Origin of the sequence: Paraburkholderia sp. A1BS-2L, from assembly GCF_051125205.1 — a bacterium.
GTDB lineage: Bacteria > Pseudomonadota > Gammaproteobacteria > Burkholderiales > Burkholderiaceae > Paraburkholderia.
Map to the genome: position 1 here is coordinate 99,609 of NZ_CP120431.1, position 17,298 is coordinate 116,906.

19 protein-coding genes are annotated in these 17,298 nt (G+C 66.0%); 7 read left to right on the forward strand and 12 right to left on the reverse strand.

What is annotated here, in order from left to right; translation table 11 throughout:
* The first annotated feature begins 56 nt into the window (after positions 1–56).
* The 5 genes from P5W98_RS30340 (at position 57) to arsH (ending at position 3,854) form a co-directional block, all read left to right on the forward strand.
* On the forward strand, positions 57–1,070 hold the full coding sequence (locus P5W98_RS30340; RefSeq protein ID WP_421028147.1) for a LysR family transcriptional regulator: 1,014 nt from the start codon (positions 57–59) through the stop codon (positions 1,068–1,070).
* A gap of 91 nt (positions 1,071–1,161) precedes the next feature.
* The gene (locus tag P5W98_RS30345) at positions 1,162–1,506 is read left to right on the forward strand and encodes an ArsR/SmtB family transcription factor (RefSeq protein ID WP_421028148.1); all 345 of its coding nucleotides are present in this window, start codon (positions 1,162–1,164) and stop codon (positions 1,504–1,506) included.
* Positions 1,503–1,997, forward strand: a complete 495-nt coding sequence (locus P5W98_RS30350) for an arsenate reductase ArsC (protein WP_421028149.1) — start codon at positions 1,503–1,505, stop codon at positions 1,995–1,997. Before P5W98_RS30345 ends, P5W98_RS30350 begins: the two co-directional genes overlap by 4 nt.
* Positions 1,998–2,014: 17 nt before the next feature.
* The gene (gene arsB / locus P5W98_RS30355; RefSeq protein WP_421028150.1) at positions 2,015–3,088 is read left to right on the forward strand and encodes an ACR3 family arsenite efflux transporter; all 1,074 of its coding nucleotides are present in this window, start codon (positions 2,015–2,017) and stop codon (positions 3,086–3,088) included.
* Positions 3,089–3,131: 43 nt separating this feature from the next.
* Positions 3,132–3,854: an arsenical resistance protein ArsH gene (gene arsH / locus P5W98_RS30360; protein ID WP_421028151.1), complete on the forward strand. Its 723-nt coding sequence runs from the start codon at positions 3,132–3,134 to the stop codon at positions 3,852–3,854.
* A 46-nt stretch (positions 3,855–3,900) separates the two neighbouring features.
* Here the strand turns inward: arsH and P5W98_RS30365 are convergent, their stop codons facing one another.
* From P5W98_RS30365 to P5W98_RS30380, 4 genes are read right to left on the reverse strand one after another with little or no spacing between them, the layout of a single operon-like run.
* Positions 3,901–5,277, reverse strand: a complete 1,377-nt coding sequence (locus P5W98_RS30365; RefSeq protein ID WP_421028152.1) for an ATP-binding protein — start codon at positions 5,275–5,277, stop codon at positions 3,901–3,903.
* Complete coding sequence (locus P5W98_RS30370; protein ID WP_421028153.1) at positions 5,274–6,014, reverse strand: response regulator; 741 nt, start codon at positions 6,012–6,014, stop codon at positions 5,274–5,276. The genes P5W98_RS30365 and P5W98_RS30370 overlap by 4 nt, the downstream gene beginning before the upstream one ends.
* Positions 6,015–6,021: 7 nt before the next feature.
* Positions 6,022–6,171, reverse strand: coding sequence for a hypothetical protein (locus P5W98_RS30375; RefSeq protein WP_421028154.1), 150 nt, complete (start codon positions 6,169–6,171; stop codon positions 6,022–6,024).
* Complete coding sequence (locus tag P5W98_RS30380) at positions 6,168–6,539, reverse strand: GFA family protein (protein WP_421028155.1); 372 nt, start codon at positions 6,537–6,539, stop codon at positions 6,168–6,170. Before P5W98_RS30380 ends, P5W98_RS30375 begins: the two co-directional genes overlap by 4 nt.
* Positions 6,540–6,701: 162 nt before the next feature.
* Here P5W98_RS30380 and P5W98_RS30385 point away from each other — a divergent pair, with 162 nt between their 5' ends.
* Entirely contained in the window at positions 6,702–7,436 is a 735-nt protein-coding gene (locus P5W98_RS30385) for a metallophosphoesterase family protein (RefSeq protein WP_421028156.1), read from the forward strand.
* A gap of 26 nt (positions 7,437–7,462) precedes the next feature.
* On the opposite strand, the gene P5W98_RS30390 is transcribed toward P5W98_RS30385, so the two are convergent.
* On the reverse strand, positions 7,463–7,999 hold the full coding sequence (locus P5W98_RS30390; protein WP_421028157.1) for a transferase hexapeptide repeat family protein: 537 nt from the start codon (positions 7,997–7,999) through the stop codon (positions 7,463–7,465).
* A 182-nt stretch (positions 8,000–8,181) separates the two neighbouring features.
* Between P5W98_RS30390 and P5W98_RS30395 the strand changes: the two genes are divergently transcribed.
* Positions 8,182–9,627, forward strand: a complete 1,446-nt coding sequence (locus P5W98_RS30395) for a DEAD/DEAH box helicase (protein ID WP_421028158.1) — start codon at positions 8,182–8,184, stop codon at positions 9,625–9,627.
* A gap of 204 nt (positions 9,628–9,831) precedes the next feature.
* Here the strand turns inward: P5W98_RS30395 and P5W98_RS30400 are convergent, their stop codons facing one another.
* The 7 genes from P5W98_RS30400 to P5W98_RS30430 all read right to left on the reverse strand — a co-directional run bounded on the left by P5W98_RS30400 (position 9,832) and on the right by P5W98_RS30430 (position 17,294).
* The gene (locus P5W98_RS30400; RefSeq protein WP_421028159.1) at positions 9,832–10,854 is read right to left on the reverse strand and encodes an Ldh family oxidoreductase; all 1,023 of its coding nucleotides are present in this window, start codon (positions 10,852–10,854) and stop codon (positions 9,832–9,834) included.
* Entirely contained in the window at positions 10,847–12,439 is a 1,593-nt protein-coding gene (locus P5W98_RS30405) for an aldehyde dehydrogenase (NADP(+)) (RefSeq protein WP_421028160.1), read from the reverse strand. Before P5W98_RS30405 ends, P5W98_RS30400 begins: the two co-directional genes overlap by 8 nt.
* Before the next feature lie 83 nt (positions 12,440–12,522).
* Positions 12,523–13,443, reverse strand: a complete 921-nt coding sequence (locus tag P5W98_RS30410; RefSeq protein ID WP_175195211.1) for a dihydrodipicolinate synthase family protein — start codon at positions 13,441–13,443, stop codon at positions 12,523–12,525.
* Between the two features lie 208 nt (positions 13,444–13,651).
* Positions 13,652–14,422, reverse strand: a complete 771-nt coding sequence (locus tag P5W98_RS30415; protein WP_421028161.1) for an AraC family transcriptional regulator — start codon at positions 14,420–14,422, stop codon at positions 13,652–13,654.
* A 127-nt stretch (positions 14,423–14,549) separates the two neighbouring features.
* Positions 14,550–15,827 carry an FAD-dependent oxidoreductase gene (locus P5W98_RS30420; RefSeq protein WP_421028162.1) on the reverse strand — a complete coding sequence of 426 codons (1,278 nt, stop codon included), beginning with the start codon at positions 15,825–15,827 and terminating at the stop codon, positions 14,550–14,552.
* Positions 15,824–16,123, reverse strand: a complete 300-nt coding sequence (locus tag P5W98_RS30425) for a 2Fe-2S iron-sulfur cluster-binding protein (RefSeq protein WP_421028163.1) — start codon at positions 16,121–16,123, stop codon at positions 15,824–15,826. Before P5W98_RS30425 ends, P5W98_RS30420 begins: the two co-directional genes overlap by 4 nt.
* On the reverse strand, positions 16,116–17,294 hold the full coding sequence (locus P5W98_RS30430; protein WP_421028756.1) for an NAD(P)/FAD-dependent oxidoreductase: 1,179 nt from the start codon (positions 17,292–17,294) through the stop codon (positions 16,116–16,118). The genes P5W98_RS30425 and P5W98_RS30430 overlap by 8 nt, the downstream gene beginning before the upstream one ends.
* Between the last annotated feature and the right edge of the window lie 4 nt (positions 17,295–17,298).

Sequence of the window (17,298 nt, forward strand, 5' to 3'; positions counted from 1 at the left end):
CCGACGCTCCTGGACATGCCGCCCCGGTCATGCGAAGCACTGGAGGCAATCGTCGGATGAAACTGCACCAATTGCGCGTGCTGCTCGCGCTCGCGCAGCACGGCAGCATGCACGAGGCATCGCGCAGCCTGCACGTCTCGCAGCCCGCGCTTTCCAAGGCGATTGCCGAGCTGGAACGCGAACTGGGCGTGACGCTCATTTCGCGCTCGGTGCGCGGGGTGAGCCTCACGAATTACGGGCGCGCGCTGGTCAAGCGCGCGAGCGTGGTCGAGCATGAATTGCGTCACGCGCTCGAAGACATCGAATCGATGCGCGGCCACGCCGAGGCGCAACTCAATATCGGTTTCTCGGCGGTCGCGTCGAGCGGCCCTTTGCCGGAGGCCATCGCCGCTTTTCGCGCGCGTTTTCCCTCGGTCGCCATTCGTGCCTACGAGATGCGCCCGCAGCAGATTCTCGAAGGCCTGCGCGAAGGTCATCTCGATCTCGCGCTCATCTCCACGAACAGCGGCCCCGGCACCAGCGCGTTTCAATGGGAGCCGCTTTTTTCGGTCGGTATGCTGGTGGCTGCTCGCCCCGGTCATCCGCTCGCGCGCGCGACGCGCATCCGCTCGCTAATCGATGCGGAGTGGCTCACGCTCGATCCGCTCGACGACCCCGGCAGCCCGCTCGCGAGCCTGATGCGCCTGCACCGGTTGGAGATGCCGCGCAATATCGTGCAGAGCAGTTCGAACCTGCTCGGGCTGCAACTGGCCACGTGCACGGACCTTATCAGCGTATGGTCCGACTTCGTGTTCTACGGCCGCACCGGACCGCTCGTGCTGAATCCCGATGCGCTCAAGCCCCTGCCGATTCGCGATGAGCTGCCGGACTATCACGTGTTCATGGTGTACCGCTCGCCCGATCTGATGACGCAGACCTGCCTCGAATTCAGCAAGGAGGTGCGTCATCGGGGCCGCAAGATGGCGTCGCCGCGTGTTGCGGCACAGGCGGCACAGGGGGCGCAGGCGGCACGAGCGGCACCGGCACCGGCGGCGGCGCGAACGCGCAAAGGCGCAAGCACGGCGAAATGAGCCACACGCCCGCCTCATCGTCTTTCGTCTGACCGCCGCATCATTTCGATAACTCTTGAAATATCGAAATATAAGGTATACGCTCTCGGCCATGGACTCCAGCCTTGCCGTACGCGCCCTCGGCGCGCTTGCTCATGATTCGCGTCTCGCGATTTTCCGCTCGCTCGTCGTTGCCGGAGAAAACGGCATGGCGGCCGGCGAAATCGCACAGCAACTGGATCTCGCTCCTTCGAGCCTCTCGTTCCATCTCAAGGATCTGTCCCACGCGGAACTCGTGAAGTCGCGCCAGGAAGGACGCTTTGTCATCTACACAGCGAACTTCGATGCAATGACCGATCTGCTGGGCTTTCTTACGGAAAACTGCTGCGCTGGCGTGGCGTGCGCCGTGAACGCGCCTCCCCAAGCCTGCGGCAGCCATCACAAATCTTCGCGATGACCACCAACGTACTCATTCTGTGCACCCACAACTCAGCGCGCAGCGTGCTTGCCGAAGGCATGCTGAATCACTGGGCGCACAAGCTCGGCAAGGACGTGCGGGCCTATAGCGCTGGCAGCGCCCCGAGCGGACGCATCAACCCGTTCGCGCTGGAGGCGCTTGCGAACGCCGGCGTCGACACGCGAGGCTACCGCAGCAAAAGCTGGGACGAATTTGCAGCAAGCGATGCCCAGCCAATGCGCGTGGTCATTACCGTGTGTGACAGCGCAGCGGCAGAGCCATGCCCATACTGGCCGGGCAGTCCGGTCACGGCGCACTGGGGATACCCCGACCCCTCGCATGCCGCTGGCGGCGACGAAGGCAAGCGCCAGGCGTTCGAGCTCACGCGCCAGGCCATCGGCTATCGCATGCTGCAGCTGCTCGCGCTTCCTCTGGATAACTTATCAAACGCCGATCTCCAGCACGCGCTGAACGGCATCCTGCACAGCTGACACGCTCCACAATCCCGATGAATACGCCCACCAATGCAGCCACCGCTGCGAACGCCGCGCCCAAGCCCGCTATCAGCTTCTTCGAGCGCTACCTGAGCGTCTGGGTCGCGCTGTGCATTGTCGCTGGCATCGTGTCGGGGCGGGTTTTTCCGGGCGTGTTCCAAGCCATCGGCCGCATGGAATACGCACAGGTCAATCTGCCGGTCGGCCTGCTCATCTGGGTGATGATCGTGCCGATGCTCGTCAAGGTCGACTTCCGCTCGCTCCATGAAGTCCGCCAGCACATCAAGGGCATCGGCGTCACGCTCGTCGTGAACTGGCTCGTCAAGCCGTTTTCCATGGCGTTGCTGGGCTGGCTGTTCATCAAACACGTATTCGCGCCGCTGCTGCCCGCCGCGCAACTCGACAGTTACGTAGCCGGCCTGATTCTGCTGGCTGCCGCGCCATGCACGGCCATGGTGTTCGTCTGGAGCCGGCTGACCGGCGGCGACCCCCTTTTCACGCTGTCGCAGGTCGCCCTGAACGACAGCATCATGGTGGTCGCATTTGCGCCGCTGGTCGGCCTGCTGCTCGGCATTTCCGCCATTACGGTGCCGTGGGCGACACTGCTCACGTCGGTCGTGCTCTATATCGTGATTCCGGTAATGCTCGCGCAGATACTGCGAAAGCTGCTGCTCGCCAACGGGCAATCGGCATTCGACGCAATCATGGCGAAGATCGGCCCCTGGTCCATCGCTGCGCTGCTGGCAACGCTTATCCTGCTGTTCGCCTTTCAGGGTCAGGCGATTATCGAGCAGCCGCTCGTGATATTTTTATTGGCAGTCCCGATTCTGATTCAGGTCTTTTTCAATGCGGCGCTTGCCTATGGGCTTAATCGCGCAGTCGGTGAAAAGCACAATATTGCTTGCCCATCCGCGTTGATTGGTGCGTCCAATTTCTTCGAACTGGCCGTGGCCACCGCGATTGGCCTGTTCGGCTTTCACTCGGGCGCTGCCCTCGCAACCGTAGTTGGCGTGCTCATCGAGGTGCCGGTCATGCTGCTCGTCGTGCGCATCGTCAACCGCTCTAAAGACTGGTACGAATGCGCGTGAACAACACGCGCGCCCACATTCGCCGCCAATCCGGAGAACCCATTTGCCCGATCTCACCACCGTTTTGCCGCAACTCGATACGGCGCACTTCAGAATTCCCGATATCAGCCAGTTGCAGCCGGGGAAAATTTCGACACATCCGCCGCGCATTCTGCTGCTTTACGGCTCGCTGCGGACACGCTCGTTCAGCCGGTTGTTGACCGAGGAAGCCGCGCGGCTGCTCACGGCAATGGGCGCCGACGTGCGCACCTTCAATCCAGGCGGTTTGCCCTTGCCGGACGACGCGCCCGAAACGCATCCGAAAGTGGTCGAGCTGCGCGAACTCGTGCAATGGTGCGAAGGCATGGTCTGGTGCTCGCCGGAGCGCCACGGCGCCATGACCGGAATCATGAAGTCGCAGATCGACTGGATTCCGTTGTCCGTGGGCGCCGTTCGGCCGACCCAGGGAAAGACGCTCGCGGTCATGCAGGTGAGCGGCGGCTCGCAGTCGTTCAACGCCGTCAACCAGATGCGCGTGCTCGGCCGCTGGATGCGCATGCTGACCATTCCCAATCAGTCGTCGGTTGCCAAGGCGTTTCTCGAATTCGACGAAGCCGGGCGCATGAGGGCGTCTGCGTACTTCGACCGCGTGGTGGACGTCATGGAGGAACTCGTGAAGTTCACCTTGCTGACTCGCGACATCGGGCCTTATCTGGTGGACCGGTATAGCGAACGCAAGGAAAGCGCGGAGGAATTGTCGAAGCGGGTGAATCAGACTCGCATCTGAAACCGTGGATATTTGAAAACCCCGATGCACGTTGAACACATCGGGGTCATTGCCGGCGCTCGTCATGCAGCACGAGTCGCGCTTCCAGCCCGCCGCCCGGGCGGTTCTGCAGCGAGAGCTGCGCCCCCATTGCACTAGCCAGTTGACGTGCAATCGCAAGGCCCAGCCCCGTGCCGCCCGTACCGCGATTGCGCGAGGTTTCGAGCCGGTGGAACGGTTCGAACACCGCTTCCAGCGCATGCTCGGGAATGCCCGGCCCACGGTCGAGCACCGCGATCGTGACCTGCGCTTCGCCCGGCCCCTCGCTCAATGCAATCTCCGCCGCGCCCGCGAATTTCAGCGCATTGTCGACGACATTGCCGACGATGCGCTTGAGCGCCTGCGCGCGCGTCACCACCGCGAGCGGCGCGCGCGCCTCGTAGCGCACGTCGCTGCCGGCATCGGCGTAATCGCACACGAGACTGTCGAGCAGCGCGTCGAGGTCCACGCGCACCGGCGTCTCGGCGGTGCCATGCAGCGTGCGCGCGTAGGCCACGCCCTCTTTCACGAGCTGCTCCATCTCTTGCAGGTCCTGCCTGAGCCTCGCGCTCTGGACGCCGTCGTCCATGGTGTCCACGCGCAGGCGCATGCGCGTGATCGGCGTTTGCAGATCGTGCGAAATGGACGCGAGAATCTGCATGCGCTCGGTCATATAGCCGGCGATGCGCGTCTGCATCGCGTTGAATGCGCGCGCGGCGCGCGCGACTTCGGAAGGGCCGCTCTCGTCCAGATGCCCGGCCTTGAGGTCGGGGCCCAGCGCGTCGGCGGCGCGCGCGAGCGCATCGAGCGGACGCGTCGCGATGCGCACCGCGAGCCAGCAGCACACGGCCAGCACCACGAGCTGCAGAATCAGCACGAGCGGCAGCCAGCGCGAGAGCGGCAGCGCCGCCTGGGGGCGCACGTCGATGGTAAGCGGCGAGCCGTCGCTCAACCGCAAATGGACTTGCAGATGCTCGCGCTCGCCGGGAATCGCATTGACCGTGAGCGCGTAGTGCTTGCCGATGCCCTTCGCGATAGCCGACTCGTAACGCCGCGAAAGCTGTGCGTCGGGCGCAACGCCAGGCATGCCCGGATCGAGCATGAAGGCATAGCTGCGCCGCGCGAGCTTCGGCAGCCAGGCGGCGCGCTGCGCGGGCGGCAGGTTGTCGAGCAAGGCCACCGAGCTGGCCACTTCGCGCTCGACATAATCCATCATCATATTGGCCGTGGATTCGTCGCGCTCGGTGAGCGTCAGCCAGACCGACAGCGTCTGCGCCAGCGCGAGGCCCACGCAGAGTATCAGCGCGAGCCGGGCAAACAGCGTGCGCGGCCAGCGCAACCTCGGGCCGCGCGACGCCGCCGCGGCGGCCGCGCCGCGCTGCGCGTCGTGACTCGCGGTGCTCATGGCGCCCCTTCGATCACGTTCACTGCCGACGAGAACACGTAGCCCTCATTGCGCAGCGTCTTGATGTAGCGAGGCTCGCGCGCGCCGTCGCGCAGGCGCTGCCGCAAGCGGCTCACGAGCAGATCGATCGAGCGGTCGAACGCGTCCGCCTGGCGCCCTTGCGTGAGGTTCAGCAGTTGATCGCGCGTCAGCACGCGCTGCGGGTTGTCGAGGAACACGCGCAGCAGCCGGTATTCCGCGCCGGACAGTGCGACGAGCGTGCCGTCCTCGTCGAGCAGATGGCGCGCCGTGGTGTCGAGCCGCCATTCGCCGAAGCCGAGCATCGACGCCGTCTCGCTCACCTGCATGCCCGGCGGCAGCATGCGCGTGCGGCGCAGCACCGAGCGGATACGCGCGAGCAACTCCCGCACGGCGAACGGTTTCGCAAGGTAGTCGTCGGCGCCCATTTCGAGGCCGACGATGCGGTCCGTTTCCTCGCCGCGCGCCGTGAGCATGAGCACCGGCACCGCGCGCAAGCGGCTCGCACGCAAGTCGCGGCACAGCACGAGACCGTCTTCGCCGGGCATCATGAGATCGAGCACGATGAGGTCGGGCGCGCCGTTCTCGAGCGCCGCGCGCATCTCGCGCCCGTTCGCAGCGAGCGACACGCGCATGCCGTTCTTTTCCAGGTACTCGGCAATCAGCTCGCGAATACCGCGATCGTCGTCGACGATCAGAATGTGGTCGGTCTTTTCCATGCGCCGATCATACGCTGCGTGGCGCCGGCTTGCGCCTGCCATGACGCGTGACTTTCTCGCGACGCGTGAGCGTCGCGAGCGAGCACGACAGCGGATGCACTGCCTCGGTCGCCAGCCCGCCGGCCAGCAGCGCGAGCACCGCCAAGAGCCGCTTCACGCATCCTCCACGACGGAAAGACTGGCGCCGTCGTTCAGGCCGGCTTCCAGCGCATAGGGGTCCACGCCGTCGAGACAACCGAGGTTCACGCGCCATCGCACGGGGTCCTTGCGTGTCTGATGAAATGGATAGATGCCGCAGTGCTTGCAAAAGTAGTGCTTCGCCACGCGCGTATTGAATTGATAGAGCGTGAGGTTGTCCTGGCCGCTCACGATGGTCAGCTCGCTCGCGGCGAACAGCGGCGACATCAGCGCGCCCTTGCGGCGGCACAGGCTGCAATTGCAGCGCGAAGCGGGCGTGAGCGCGGTGCGGACCGCGAAGCGCACGGCCCCGCAGTGACAGGAACCGTGCAGCGTTTCGGCATTCATGGTGCATTCTCCTCGTCGCGTCGATAGCGTTGGCTACGTTATAGCGCAGCGTGCGCGGCGGCATGTATCCCAATGTATCCGGGCGGATGGCCGATACAAAAGATTGCACAAGCACGCTGGCATGGTCGAGAATGAAGACCTCTTCTCACCCATTGCGATGTCATGAAAATCGCTGCACTCTCGGACATTCACGGCAATCTCGCCGCGCTCGATGCCGTCCTGCGCCACATCCGCTCGCAGGACGCAGACCTGATCGTCAATCTCGGCGACATCGTGTCCGGATCGCTCTTGCCAGCCGAAACGGCCGACCGGCTGATGGCGCTCGACCTGCCCACCATTCGCGGCAACCACGAACGGCAACTGCTGGGCAGTGACATCGAGCCTATGAGGCAATCCGACCGCTTCGCGCGCGCGGCGTTGCGCGCCGACCAGCTCGACTGGATCACGCGGCTGCCGGCCACGCTTAGCATCGGCGATGACGTGCTCATGGTTCACGGCACCCCGGACAACGATCTCGACTATTTTCTCGAGACCGTGACGGATGCGGGATGCCGCGCCGCCACCCTGGAAGAGGTCGAGCGCCGCGCGGGCCATGGTGCGGAACGCCTGATTCTGTGCGGTCATACACACATGCCGCGCTGCGCGACACTTGGCGATGGGCGGCTCGTGGTCAATCCGGGCAGCGTGGGACTTCAGGCCTACGACGATGACCGCCCATGGCCGCATCGCATCGAGACGGGTTCGCCGCACGCGCGCTATGCAACGGTCACGCGCACGGCGTCAGGCTGGCGCGCCGAGTTTCATGCGGTGGAGTATGACTGGGATGCGGCAGCGGATCTGGCGCGCGCCAATGGGCGGCCCGAGTGGGAACGGGCGTTGCGTGAGGGGCGGTGTTGAGGGGAACGTTCGGGTTGGAGTGTCGATCATCGCGCCTCGCCCTCCACCTCCTTCATCGTACGCAAGCAATCTCGTGCAAGCTGCTGATAAAGCCGCGTGCCTTCCGCCTTGCCGGCAATCTCCGCTTCATCCAGACGCCGCACGACGCGTCCGGGCACGCCGGCCACCAGCACGGCGGCCGGCACTTCCCAGCCCGCCTTGACGAAAGCACACGCGGCGACGATCGTTTGCCTGCCGACCGCGACGCCGTCCATGACGACGGCGTTCATGCCGATCATCACGTCCGGTTCGAGACGGGCGCCGTGCACGACCGCCCCATGTCCGATGTGGCTATTGACGCCCAGCCAGCAGGTCTCGCGAACGCCGACGTGCAACGTGCAGTTATCCTGAACATTACTGCCTGCTTCGATCACGATCGCCCCGAAGTCGCCGCGCAGGCTCGCGTGCGGGCCGATATAGCAATGCGCGCCAATCGTCACGTCGCCAATCACGACTGCGGAAGGATGCACATACGCGGATGCGTCGACGCGAGGACGCATGCCGTTGAGTTCAAAAAACGCCATGAAGCGGCTCCGTTGCAGTTGAGGTCGCCGGGTGCGCGGCGGCCCCGGCGTGTTTGTTGTTGATGTAATCGAGGCCGGCGCGGGTGGCGGCACGGCTCGTCGATGTCTCGTAGTGCAGCGTGCCGTCGCGGCGCAAGCGGGCGGCAACCGCTAGAATTGCGTTTTTTTCCCGGAATACGCCAATGTCCTTTGCCTCGCTTGGCCTGATCGATCCCTTGCTGCGCAATGTGCAGGACCTCAATTACCAGACACCCACGCCGGTGCAGGCCAAGGCGATTCCTGCTGTGCTCGGTGGCAAGGACGTCATGGCCGCGGCACAGACCGGCACGGGCAAAACGGCGGGGTTTGCGCTGCCGCTGTTGCAACGGCTGGTGCAACACGGCCCGGCAGTGTCCAGCAACCGCGCGCGCGTTCTGGTACTGGTGCCCACGCGCGAACTGGCTGAACAAGTGCTGCAAAGCTTTATCGCCTACGGCAAAGGTCTCGACTTGCGATTTCTGGCCGCCTACGGCGGTGTGAGCATTAACCCGCAGATGATGAAGTTGCGCAAGGGCGTGGATGTGCTCGTTGCCACGCCGGGCCGTTTGCTGGACCTCAATCGCCAGAACGCCGTGCAGTTCGATCAGGTACAAACGCTGGTGCTGGACGAGGCCGACCGCATGCTCGATCTCGGCTTTGCGCGCGAACTCAACGCCGTCTTTGCGGCCCTGCCCGCCCGGCGCCAAACCCTGCTGTTCTCCGCCACGTTTACCGACGATATCCGCGCCATGGCGGCGAACATTCTGCGCGGCCCAGTCAATATCAGTGTCAGCCCGCCCAATGCCACGGCCAGCAAGATCAAGCAGTGGGTGGTGCCGGTGGATAAAAAGAACAAGCCTGATCTCTTCATGCACCTGGTGGCCGGGAACAAGTGGGACCACGCGCTGGTGTTCGTCAAAACCCGCAAAGGCGCGGATTACCTGGCGGCCACACTGGACGACGCGGGCTATGCGGTCGACACCATCCACGGCGACAAACCACAACCCGCGCGTCTGCGAGCGCTGGAGCGCTTCAAGGCCGGCGAAGTCAACATGCTGGTAGCCACCGATGTGGCTGCGCGAGGGCTGGATATCGACGACCTGCCGCTGGTGATCAACGTCGATCTGCCGATCGTGGCGCAAGACTATGTGCACCGTATTGGCCGCACCGGCCGCGCGGGCGCCAGTGGCGTGGCGGTGTCCCTCGTGTGCGCCGATGAAGCCCCGCAGCTCGCCGCCATTGAAGCGCTGATCGGGCAAACCCTGCGTCGTGAAGAGGAGCCGGGTTTCGAAGCCGACCACCGCGTGCCGGAAACCAGCGCGACGGGCCAGATCATCAAGAAACCCAAAAAGCCCAAGAAGCCCAAGGTGCCGCAAGCCGCGCCGGTCGCTGCGCAGATGCCCGGCAAAAAACCGCGCCCGCAAGGTGGCGAAAACAAACGCAAGCCCGCGGCACAGCCCGCTGCGGCCACGGGTATGGACACGAGCTTGACCGCCGGTAGTCCATTCAGCGTGCAAAAGCCACGCAGCAAAGCCGCCGGCAAGCCAGCCGCGGGGCCACGTACGCCGGCAGGAAAACCGGCTGGTGGCCGCGGCAAGCACCGCCCCTGATCCGTGGGGTCTCCGCCACCTCGCTACGCCAGATCGTCACGCGCAGCACACGATCTCTGGGGCACCGGCGATCACAGCGTTATTCCACGTAATTGGGAAAATTGCCAAATTTGCAATAAATCTCCACGTGGAGAATGATGGCGCAGTTACAAAAATTGCGCGGCGCAGCATAAACCGCGCCGCGCGCAAAAGCACCTTCGGGTGTCACTCAAACAACTTCATCACATCGTCATACAGCGCCTGCGCAATGCGCACGCCATCGCGCTCGCTGCGCTCGCGCGCCTCGAAGCGCCGCTGCGACGGCAAGCGCGCGCCCTGCCCGACCACCGCCGCAAACAACCGCTCGGCCCGTTCATGCCCCGCCGCGTAGTCCGCGCCCAGGAACCGGCGCGGATCAATCGCAATCACCAGTTCGCCATGACACGGCGCCGCTCCCGCGCCATCGTCGAACGCCTGCGACTCCATGCTCGTGAGATCGCCGATCAGCGCGCCTGCCAGCAGCTCCACCATGGCCGCCAGCGCCGAGCCCTTGTGGCCGCCGAACGTCTGCATTGCGCCCTCCAGCGCGGCGCGCGCGTCGGTGGTCGGCTTGCCTTCGCTGTCGATTGCCCAATGGTCGGGAATGGGCTTGCCCTCGCGCGCATGCAGTTCGATGTCGCCGCGCGCGATCGCGCTGGTCGCGAAGTCGAACACGAACGGATGCCCATGCTCGCGCGGCCACGCAAACGCAATCGGATTGGTGCCGAACACGCCGCGCGTGCCGCCGGCCGGCGCGACCCAGCTATGGCTCGGGTTCATCGCAAGACCGACCAGGCCATGCGCAGCAACGGCTTCCACCTCCGGCCATAGCGCCGAAAAATGGAAGCAGCGATTGATGGCCATCGCCGCGATGCCTTGCGTGCGGGCTTTTTCCGCGAGCACCGGCAAGCCCCGCTCGAAGGCGAGCAGCGAAAAGCCGTAATGCGCATCCACGGCGAGCACGCCCGGCGACACGTTACGCAAGGTGGGCTCCGCACCCGGATCGACCTTGCCGCTGCGCACGGAGCGCACGCAGCCGAGCAAACGGTAGATGCCATGCGAATGGCACTCGTCGCGCTGGCCCTGGGTGATGACGTGCGCGATCGCTTCCGCGTGCGCGAGCGACAGGCCATGATGGATGAGCGCCTTGCGCGCCAATGCAAATAGTTCGTCGAGCGACAGCGTGACGCCCGGATTTTGATTAGTCATCCTTATGCACCTCGCGATCGATCACGCCGTCCACGCGCCGCGTGAGCCCGAGCGGATTGGCTGCGCGCAGCGCTGCGGGCAGCAAGGCGTCAGGCAGATCCTGATACGAAACCGGGCGCAGGAAGCGCTCGATGGCGCGGCTACCCACCGAAGTCGTGCGCGCATCCGTGGTTGCCGGGAACGGGCCGCCGTGCACCATCGCATGACCGACTTCCACGCCCGTGCCGAAACCGTTCACGAGAATTCGGCCCGCCTTGCGCTCGAGCGTTGGCAACAGGGCGCGGCACGCTGCGTGGTCGGCGGCGTCCAGATGCACGGCCACCGTCAATTGACCTTCCAGCGCCTTGAGCACGCCATGCAGCTCGTTCAGATCCTTGCAGCGCACGATCAGCGACACCGGGCCAAACACTTCGTCGCGCAGTTCGGGCTGGCAAAGGAACGCATCAGCCGTGGTCGCGAAGAGCGCCGCCTGAGCGTCGAAACGCCCGCCTGCCGCGCCGCTTGCAAGCCGCTCCACGCTGGGGTTCGCCGCGAGACGCTCGACGCCCTTGCAGTAGTTCGCGTGAATGCCGGGCGTGAGCATCGTCGCTGCGCTCGTATTCGCAAGCGCCGCGCTCGCGGCCTGCTCGAAGGCGTGCAGGGGCTCGCCTTGCACGGCGAGCACCAGGCCCGGATTGGTGCAGAACTGGCCCGCACCCTGAGTGAGCGAAACCGTGAACGGCTGCGCGATCGCCGCGCCGCGCGCGGCCAGCGCGCCCGGCAACAGCACCACCGGATTGATCGCGCTCATTTCCGCATAGACAGGAATCGGCTCGGGACGCGCGTTCGCAATCTTCATGAGCGCCACGCCCGCTGCGCGCGATCCCGTGAAGCCCACCGCCTTGATGCGGTGATCGGCGACCAGCGCCTGGCCAACGGCGATTCCGCTGTCGAACAGCATCGAGAACACGCCTTCGGGCAGACCGCATCGTTGCACGGCGCGCTGGATCGCGCGCCCGACGAGTTCAGATGTGCCCGGATGCGCGCCATGCGCCTTCACGATCACGGGGCAGCCGGCCGCCAGCGCCGATGCCGTATCGCCGCCCGCCACCGAAAACGCCAGCGGGAAATTCGATGCGCCGAACACCGCCACGGGCCCGAGCGCGATATTGCGCAGCCGCAGGTCCACGCGCGGCAGGGGCTTGCGCTCGGGCTGCGCCGGATCGATGCGCGCATCGACGCAATCGCCATTGCGCAGCACCGCCGCAAAGAGCCGGAGCTGCGTGACCGTGCGCCCGCGCTCGCCTTCGAGGCGTGCGCGCGGCAAGCCGGTTTCGGCCATGCAGCGTTCGATCAGCACATCGCCGATCGCATTGATCTGCTCTCCTATCGTTTCGAGAAAAGCCGCGCGCGCTTCCAGATCCGTATCGCGGTACGTGTCGAAAGCGGCTTCCGCAAGCGCGCATGCGCGCTCCAGATCATGCTGGGTCGCGCCGCCGAATGCGGGTTCGAGCGCTTCGCCCGTGCGGGCGTCGATGCCGTGAAATGCGCCGTTCGTGCCTGGCACGCTTGCCGCGCCGATCAGCGACTGGCCGGTGATAGTCATAATGCCCCTGCAAAAATGCAAACCGGGCCAGTAAGGCCCGATTTCAAAACGGATGGAAAGATCGCGTTCAAGAACGCCAGGCTTCAGAGTCCCACGTCAGGCAGTTGCGGACGGGTCGCGAGCGCCTTCTCCATCACGGCCTTCACGTGCGCGAGCGCTTCGCCTTCCAGCGCGAGGCGCGGCGCGCGCGTGAGCGCGCTGCCGCGGCCCACGAGCTCTTCGCACAGCTTGATGCACTGCACGAGGTCGGGGCGCGCATCGAGGTGCAGCAGCGGCATGAACCAGCGGTAGAGCGCGAGCGCTTCGTCGAAGCGCTTTTGCTTCGCGAGGCGGAACAGCGTCTCGCCTTCCTTCGGGAACACGTTCGACATGCCCGAGACCCAGCCCTCGGCGCCTACGGCGATGCTCTCGACCACCACGTCGTCGAGGCCCGCGAACAGCACGAAGCGGTCGCCCACGGCATTGCGCAGGTCGATGAAGCGGCTCGTGTCGCCCGACGAGTCCTTGAAGCAGACGATGTTCTCGCAATCCTGAATGGCGATCAGCACATCGGGCGTGACGTCGTTCTTGTAGATCGGCGGGTTGTTGTAGACCATCACCGGCAGGTCGGTGCTCGACGCGACCGCGCGGAAGTGCGCGGCCGTCTCGTGCGGCTTGGCCGAGTACACGAGCGCCGGCATCACCATCACGCCGTCCACGCCCACGCGCTGCGCTTCGCGCACGGTCTGGCGCGCGAACTCGGTGGTGAACTCGGCCACGCCCGCGATCACCGGCACCTTGCCGCCCGCCGCATCGCGCGCGGCTTCGATCACGGCCAGCTTCTCGCTGGTGTTCAGCGAAGTGTTCTCGCCCACGGTGCCGCACACCACGAGGCCCGACACGCCGTCCTTGACGAGGTTGCTCACCACCCGGTGGGTCGCTTCGATGTCGACCGAGAAGTCCGGCTTGAACTGGGTGCTGACGGCGGGAAACACCCCGCTCCATTGGATAGCGTTACGGCTCACGGTGACAATCTCCTTCGGTGAATGGGTCCGCCAACATGGTGTGGCGATGGGAGAAGTATCGCTATCCGGCGTGCGTAAATCTTGAGAGCTTTCGCGACTCAAAAAGACGAAATCGGCACAGTCGGGCGCGCGGGCGCCTGCCTGTGCCGTTTTATCCGGGACAACCCCTGGAGATCCGCGCGCGAAGCCGCCGGCGTGGCTTTCGCGCTCAGGCGTCGCCGGTTTGCGGATGCAGCAACGCGCGGTATTGGCTCGGCGTGAGCCCCACCGTGGCCTTGAATTGCCGCGTGAACGCGCTGTGATCGTTATAGCCGCAGCGCGTGGCCACGTCGGTGATGCTGAGGTCGCCGGCGAGCAGTTCGGAGGCCGCGTCCAGCCGCGTCTTCAGCAGCATCTGGCGCGGCGTCAGATGGAAGATCTTGTGGAAATAGCGCTCGATCTGCGCAACCGACATGTCGATGAGCGTGGCCAGGTGCGAGAGCTTGAGCGGCTGCGCATAGTTGTCCTGGATGTACTTCGCGGCGACGGCAAGACGTTGATACGCGGGATGCGTGCCTTCCGCGGCCTGCAGGTCGCGCGAGATGCCGGCCACGCCCAGCACGCGCCCTTGCGCGTCCTGCAGCGGCACCTTCGAGGTCAGGCACCAGCCGGGCTGGCGCCCCGGATACAGATGCAGTTCGAGCTGGTCGATGAGCCGGCTGTTCAGGCGCACGACGGCCTGGTCCTGTTCGGTGTAGATGCGGCCGAAGCGCCTTGGAAAGACCTCCTCCGCGGTTTTGCCGAGCAGCGCGCGCTTGTCCTTGAAGCCGCAGCGCGCCGCAAGCGTGAGGTTGGCGATCACATAGCGCGCCTCGTGGTCCTTCACGAAGAAGACCACATCGGGCATGGCGTCGAAGAGTGGTTCGAGCAGGGAGAAGTGCGCCACCATCTGTGGCAGCGTCGTGTTTTCCAGGGCGGCGGGCAGAACCAGTGCGGACATTGCGCGGCGTATCGAGTCGGGACCCGCTCGATTATGCCCTTGCCTTGCGGGCTTGGGCATCCGCGACAAAAATCGGCGGCGAACGTTTCGCGCCGCCCGTTGGCCGTGCCGACGCAGGGGTCCGGCGTTATGCCTCGCCGCTCACTTCGAGCAAGGTGCCGATGCGCGCCGGCGAAAACGGCGGGCGCTGGCCGTTCTGTCCAGTGCGCGGCCAGCCGAAGCAAAAGGCCGCCGCTTCGCCGCAGATCTTGCCCTGGCAAGGCCCCATGCCGCAGCGCGTCTGAAGCTTGGCGTCGCGCCATGAGCGATGCCGGGCGGCATCGCCGTAGCGCACGTCTTCGCAGCGGCACAGCACCGTGTCGGGTTCGGCAAGCGTGCGCAATTGCGGATCGAGCGCGAAAGCCGCATGCATGCGCGCAGCAAAGCGCCGATAGCGCGCGCGTTGCGCGAACAGCGCCCGCGCCTGATCGACTTCGCCAAGCGCCGCGTGCGCCGCAATGCGGCCTTCCACTGCCGCCAGCTCCATGCCGCCCACGCCCGTGCATTCGCCCGCCGCGTAGACATCGGGCTGCGACGTGGTCTGCATGTCATCCACGGCAATCGCGGCCATGCCCAGCGTTTCGTCGATCCTGCACCCGAGCGCCGCGCCCACCAGCGTATTCGGCACCAGTCCATAAGCGCAGGCGAGACGTTCGCAATCGATGCGGATCTCCTCGCGGCCCTTGCGAATGCGCACGTGCGTGAGTTGCGTCTCGCCGCCCGCCGCCGCCACATGCGCGCCGCACAGGTACGGCGTGGCGCGCAGATCGAAGCGCATGCGCGCCGCCTGCACGAGCTTCGCGGGCGTCGCCACGAGCCCGGCCGCGAATTGGCGCACGGCATCGGGCGGCGCCTGCTCGACGATGGCCGCCACCTGTGCGCCATGCTCGCGCGCCGTGACGGCGGCGGCCCACAACAGCGGCCCGGTCCCCGCGATCACGATGTGTTCGCCGCGCACCGGCATGCCGCCCTTCACGAGCGCCTGGAGGCCGCCGGCACCCGTCACGCCCGGCAGCGTCCAGCCTGGATACGGCAGGAAGCGTTCGCGCGCGCCCGTCGCCACGATGAGCTTGCCGTAGTCGACCGTAAAGCCGCGCGCGGCATCTTCGAGCAGCAATTGCCGCGCGCCCGTGGCCTGCACGACGCGCGTGCCGCTCATGCGCGAGACGTTGGAAAGCTTCGCGAGCGCCTCGATGGCCTCGCGCGCGCGGCCCGCCGGCGGATGCGCGGGGCCCTGACGCCAGATCTGGCCGCCGGGCAACGCGTTGTCGTCGACGATGCCGACCTGCGCGCCCGCATGCGCCGCCACGCGCGCGGCGTTCAATCCCGCCGGGCCCGCGCCGATAATCAGGATGTCGAACTTCATGCGGCAGCCCTCCCCGTGACCACTTCCATGCCTTCCGCGCAGAGCGTCTGGCACGCGAGCCGATGCTGCACGCCATCGATCGTCACGCGGCACTCCTGGCATACGCCCATGCCGCACAGCGGCCCGCGCAGCGCACCGCTCACGGAGCGGCGCGTAATCACGGCTGCATCTCCCGTGCAACCCTTGTGCATTCCCGCCGCAAGCGCCACGGGCGCTGCCACGGCCGCTACGACCGAACTGCCTCGTGCGACGCTGACGCGTTGGCCATCGACGTTGAGCGTGATCGTCTCAGCCATGCGCGGCTCCTGTCGTTGCAGCCTGCGTCGCGGCATTTGCACCGAAGCGTGCCGGCAAATACGGCGTGGCGTCGATCCTCGACATCTCCGGCATGCCGAACATCTGCGCGGCGATCAGTTTGGCGGTAGCCAGCGCCGTGGTCACGCCCAAGCCTTCGTGCCCAGTTGCGAGCCATGTCGAGGGATAGTGCGTGTCGCCGGAAAATTGCGCAGCCGGGCCGATGAGCGGCAGGCCGTCGCGGGTCGCGGGCCGCAAGCCCGTCCACGCGCGAATCGCGTTGAGCGACGGCAGCTCCGGCAAATACTCGGCTGCGCGGCGCAGCATGCGCGCGAGGATGGCGGGCTCCACGGCGGCATCGAGGCTGTCGAACTGGCGCGACGAGCCGATCAGCAATTGCCCCGTGGGACGCGGCTGCACGTTGAACGCCACCGAGGTGCCGGTCGCGTTGTGCGCGCTCTTGATGTAGCCGAGTTCGAGAATCTGGTGGCGCACCGTTCCCGGGTAACGGTCCGTGATGAGCAGATGTCCCTTCTTTGCCTGCATCGGCAGGCCGGGCAGCAGATCGACGGCTTGCAGGCCGTTGGCGATCAGCACCGCGCCGGCCGCAAGCGTCTCGCCGTCGGCCAGCACCACGCCCGCGCGGTCCACGCGCGCGACGCTCGCGCCCAGCCGGCACGCGACGCGCCCTTTCACCGGCTGCGCGAGCAGCCAGGCGGCAACCGCCGGCGCGTAGACCACGGCATCGTCGGGAATCACCATGCCGCCTTGCAAATCCTTGCGCAATGCGGGCTCCGCTTCGCGCACCTGCTGCGCGTCGAGCATCGAGCACGCCACGCCCTGACTGGCGAGCGCCTGCTGGCGCGCTTGCGCGAGTGCGTATTCTTCATCGTCGGCGGCGACCCACAGCGTGCCGCAACGCACGAACGCCTCGCGCGCAGTGAGGCGCGGCGCGAGATCGAGCCACAGCTCGCGCGACCATGCGGAAAGCGCGAACTCCGCGGGCGAATCGTCCATCACCACGAGGTGCCCCATGCCCGCAGCCGTCACGCCGCTGCCCACGCCCGCGCGATCGAGCACGAGCACATCGGCGCCCTGCTGCGCAAGCTCGTGCGCGCACGCTGCGCCCACGATACCCGCGCCCACCACGATCACATCGGGACAGGAACCCATCGGC

What these genes read in the sequence shown, in the direction of transcription:
- P5W98_RS30340 (WP_421028147.1), top strand. Translation starts at nt 57, where the DNA reads ATGAAACTGCACCAATTGCGCGTGCTGCTCGCGCTCGCGCAGCACGGC.
- P5W98_RS30345 (WP_421028148.1), top strand. Translation starts at nt 1,162, where the DNA reads ATGGACTCCAGCCTTGCCGTACGCGCCCTCGGCGCGCTTGCTCATGAT.
- P5W98_RS30350 (WP_421028149.1), top strand. Translation starts at nt 1,503, where the DNA reads ATGACCACCAACGTACTCATTCTGTGCACCCACAACTCAGCGCGCAGC.
- arsB (WP_421028150.1), top strand. Translation starts at nt 2,015, where the DNA reads ATGAATACGCCCACCAATGCAGCCACCGCTGCGAACGCCGCGCCCAAG.
- P5W98_RS30365 (WP_421028152.1), bottom strand. Translation starts at nt 5,277, where the DNA reads ATGAGCACCGCGAGTCACGACGCGCAGCGCGGCGCGGCCGCCGCGGCG.
- P5W98_RS30370 (WP_421028153.1), bottom strand. Translation starts at nt 6,014, where the DNA reads ATGGAAAAGACCGACCACATTCTGATCGTCGACGACGATCGCGGTATT.
- P5W98_RS30380 (WP_421028155.1), bottom strand. Translation starts at nt 6,539, where the DNA reads ATGAATGCCGAAACGCTGCACGGTTCCTGTCACTGCGGGGCCGTGCGC.
- P5W98_RS30385 (WP_421028156.1), top strand. Translation starts at nt 6,702, where the DNA reads ATGAAAATCGCTGCACTCTCGGACATTCACGGCAATCTCGCCGCGCTC.
- P5W98_RS30390 (WP_421028157.1), bottom strand. Translation starts at nt 7,999, where the DNA reads ATGGCGTTTTTTGAACTCAACGGCATGCGTCCTCGCGTCGACGCATCC.
- P5W98_RS30395 (WP_421028158.1), top strand. Translation starts at nt 8,182, where the DNA reads ATGTCCTTTGCCTCGCTTGGCCTGATCGATCCCTTGCTGCGCAATGTG.
- P5W98_RS30400 (WP_421028159.1), bottom strand. Translation starts at nt 10,854, where the DNA reads ATGACTAATCAAAATCCGGGCGTCACGCTGTCGCTCGACGAACTATTT.
- P5W98_RS30405 (WP_421028160.1), bottom strand. Translation starts at nt 12,439, where the DNA reads ATGACTATCACCGGCCAGTCGCTGATCGGCGCGGCAAGCGTGCCAGGC.
- P5W98_RS30415 (WP_421028161.1), bottom strand. Translation starts at nt 14,422, where the DNA reads ATGTCCGCACTGGTTCTGCCCGCCGCCCTGGAAAACACGACGCTGCCA.
- P5W98_RS30420 (WP_421028162.1), bottom strand. Translation starts at nt 15,827, where the DNA reads ATGAAGTTCGACATCCTGATTATCGGCGCGGGCCCGGCGGGATTGAAC.
- P5W98_RS30425 (WP_421028163.1), bottom strand. Translation starts at nt 16,123, where the DNA reads ATGGCTGAGACGATCACGCTCAACGTCGATGGCCAACGCGTCAGCGTC.
- P5W98_RS30430 (WP_421028756.1), bottom strand. Translation starts at nt 17,294, where the DNA reads ATGGGTTCCTGTCCCGATGTGATCGTGGTGGGCGCGGGTATCGTGGGC.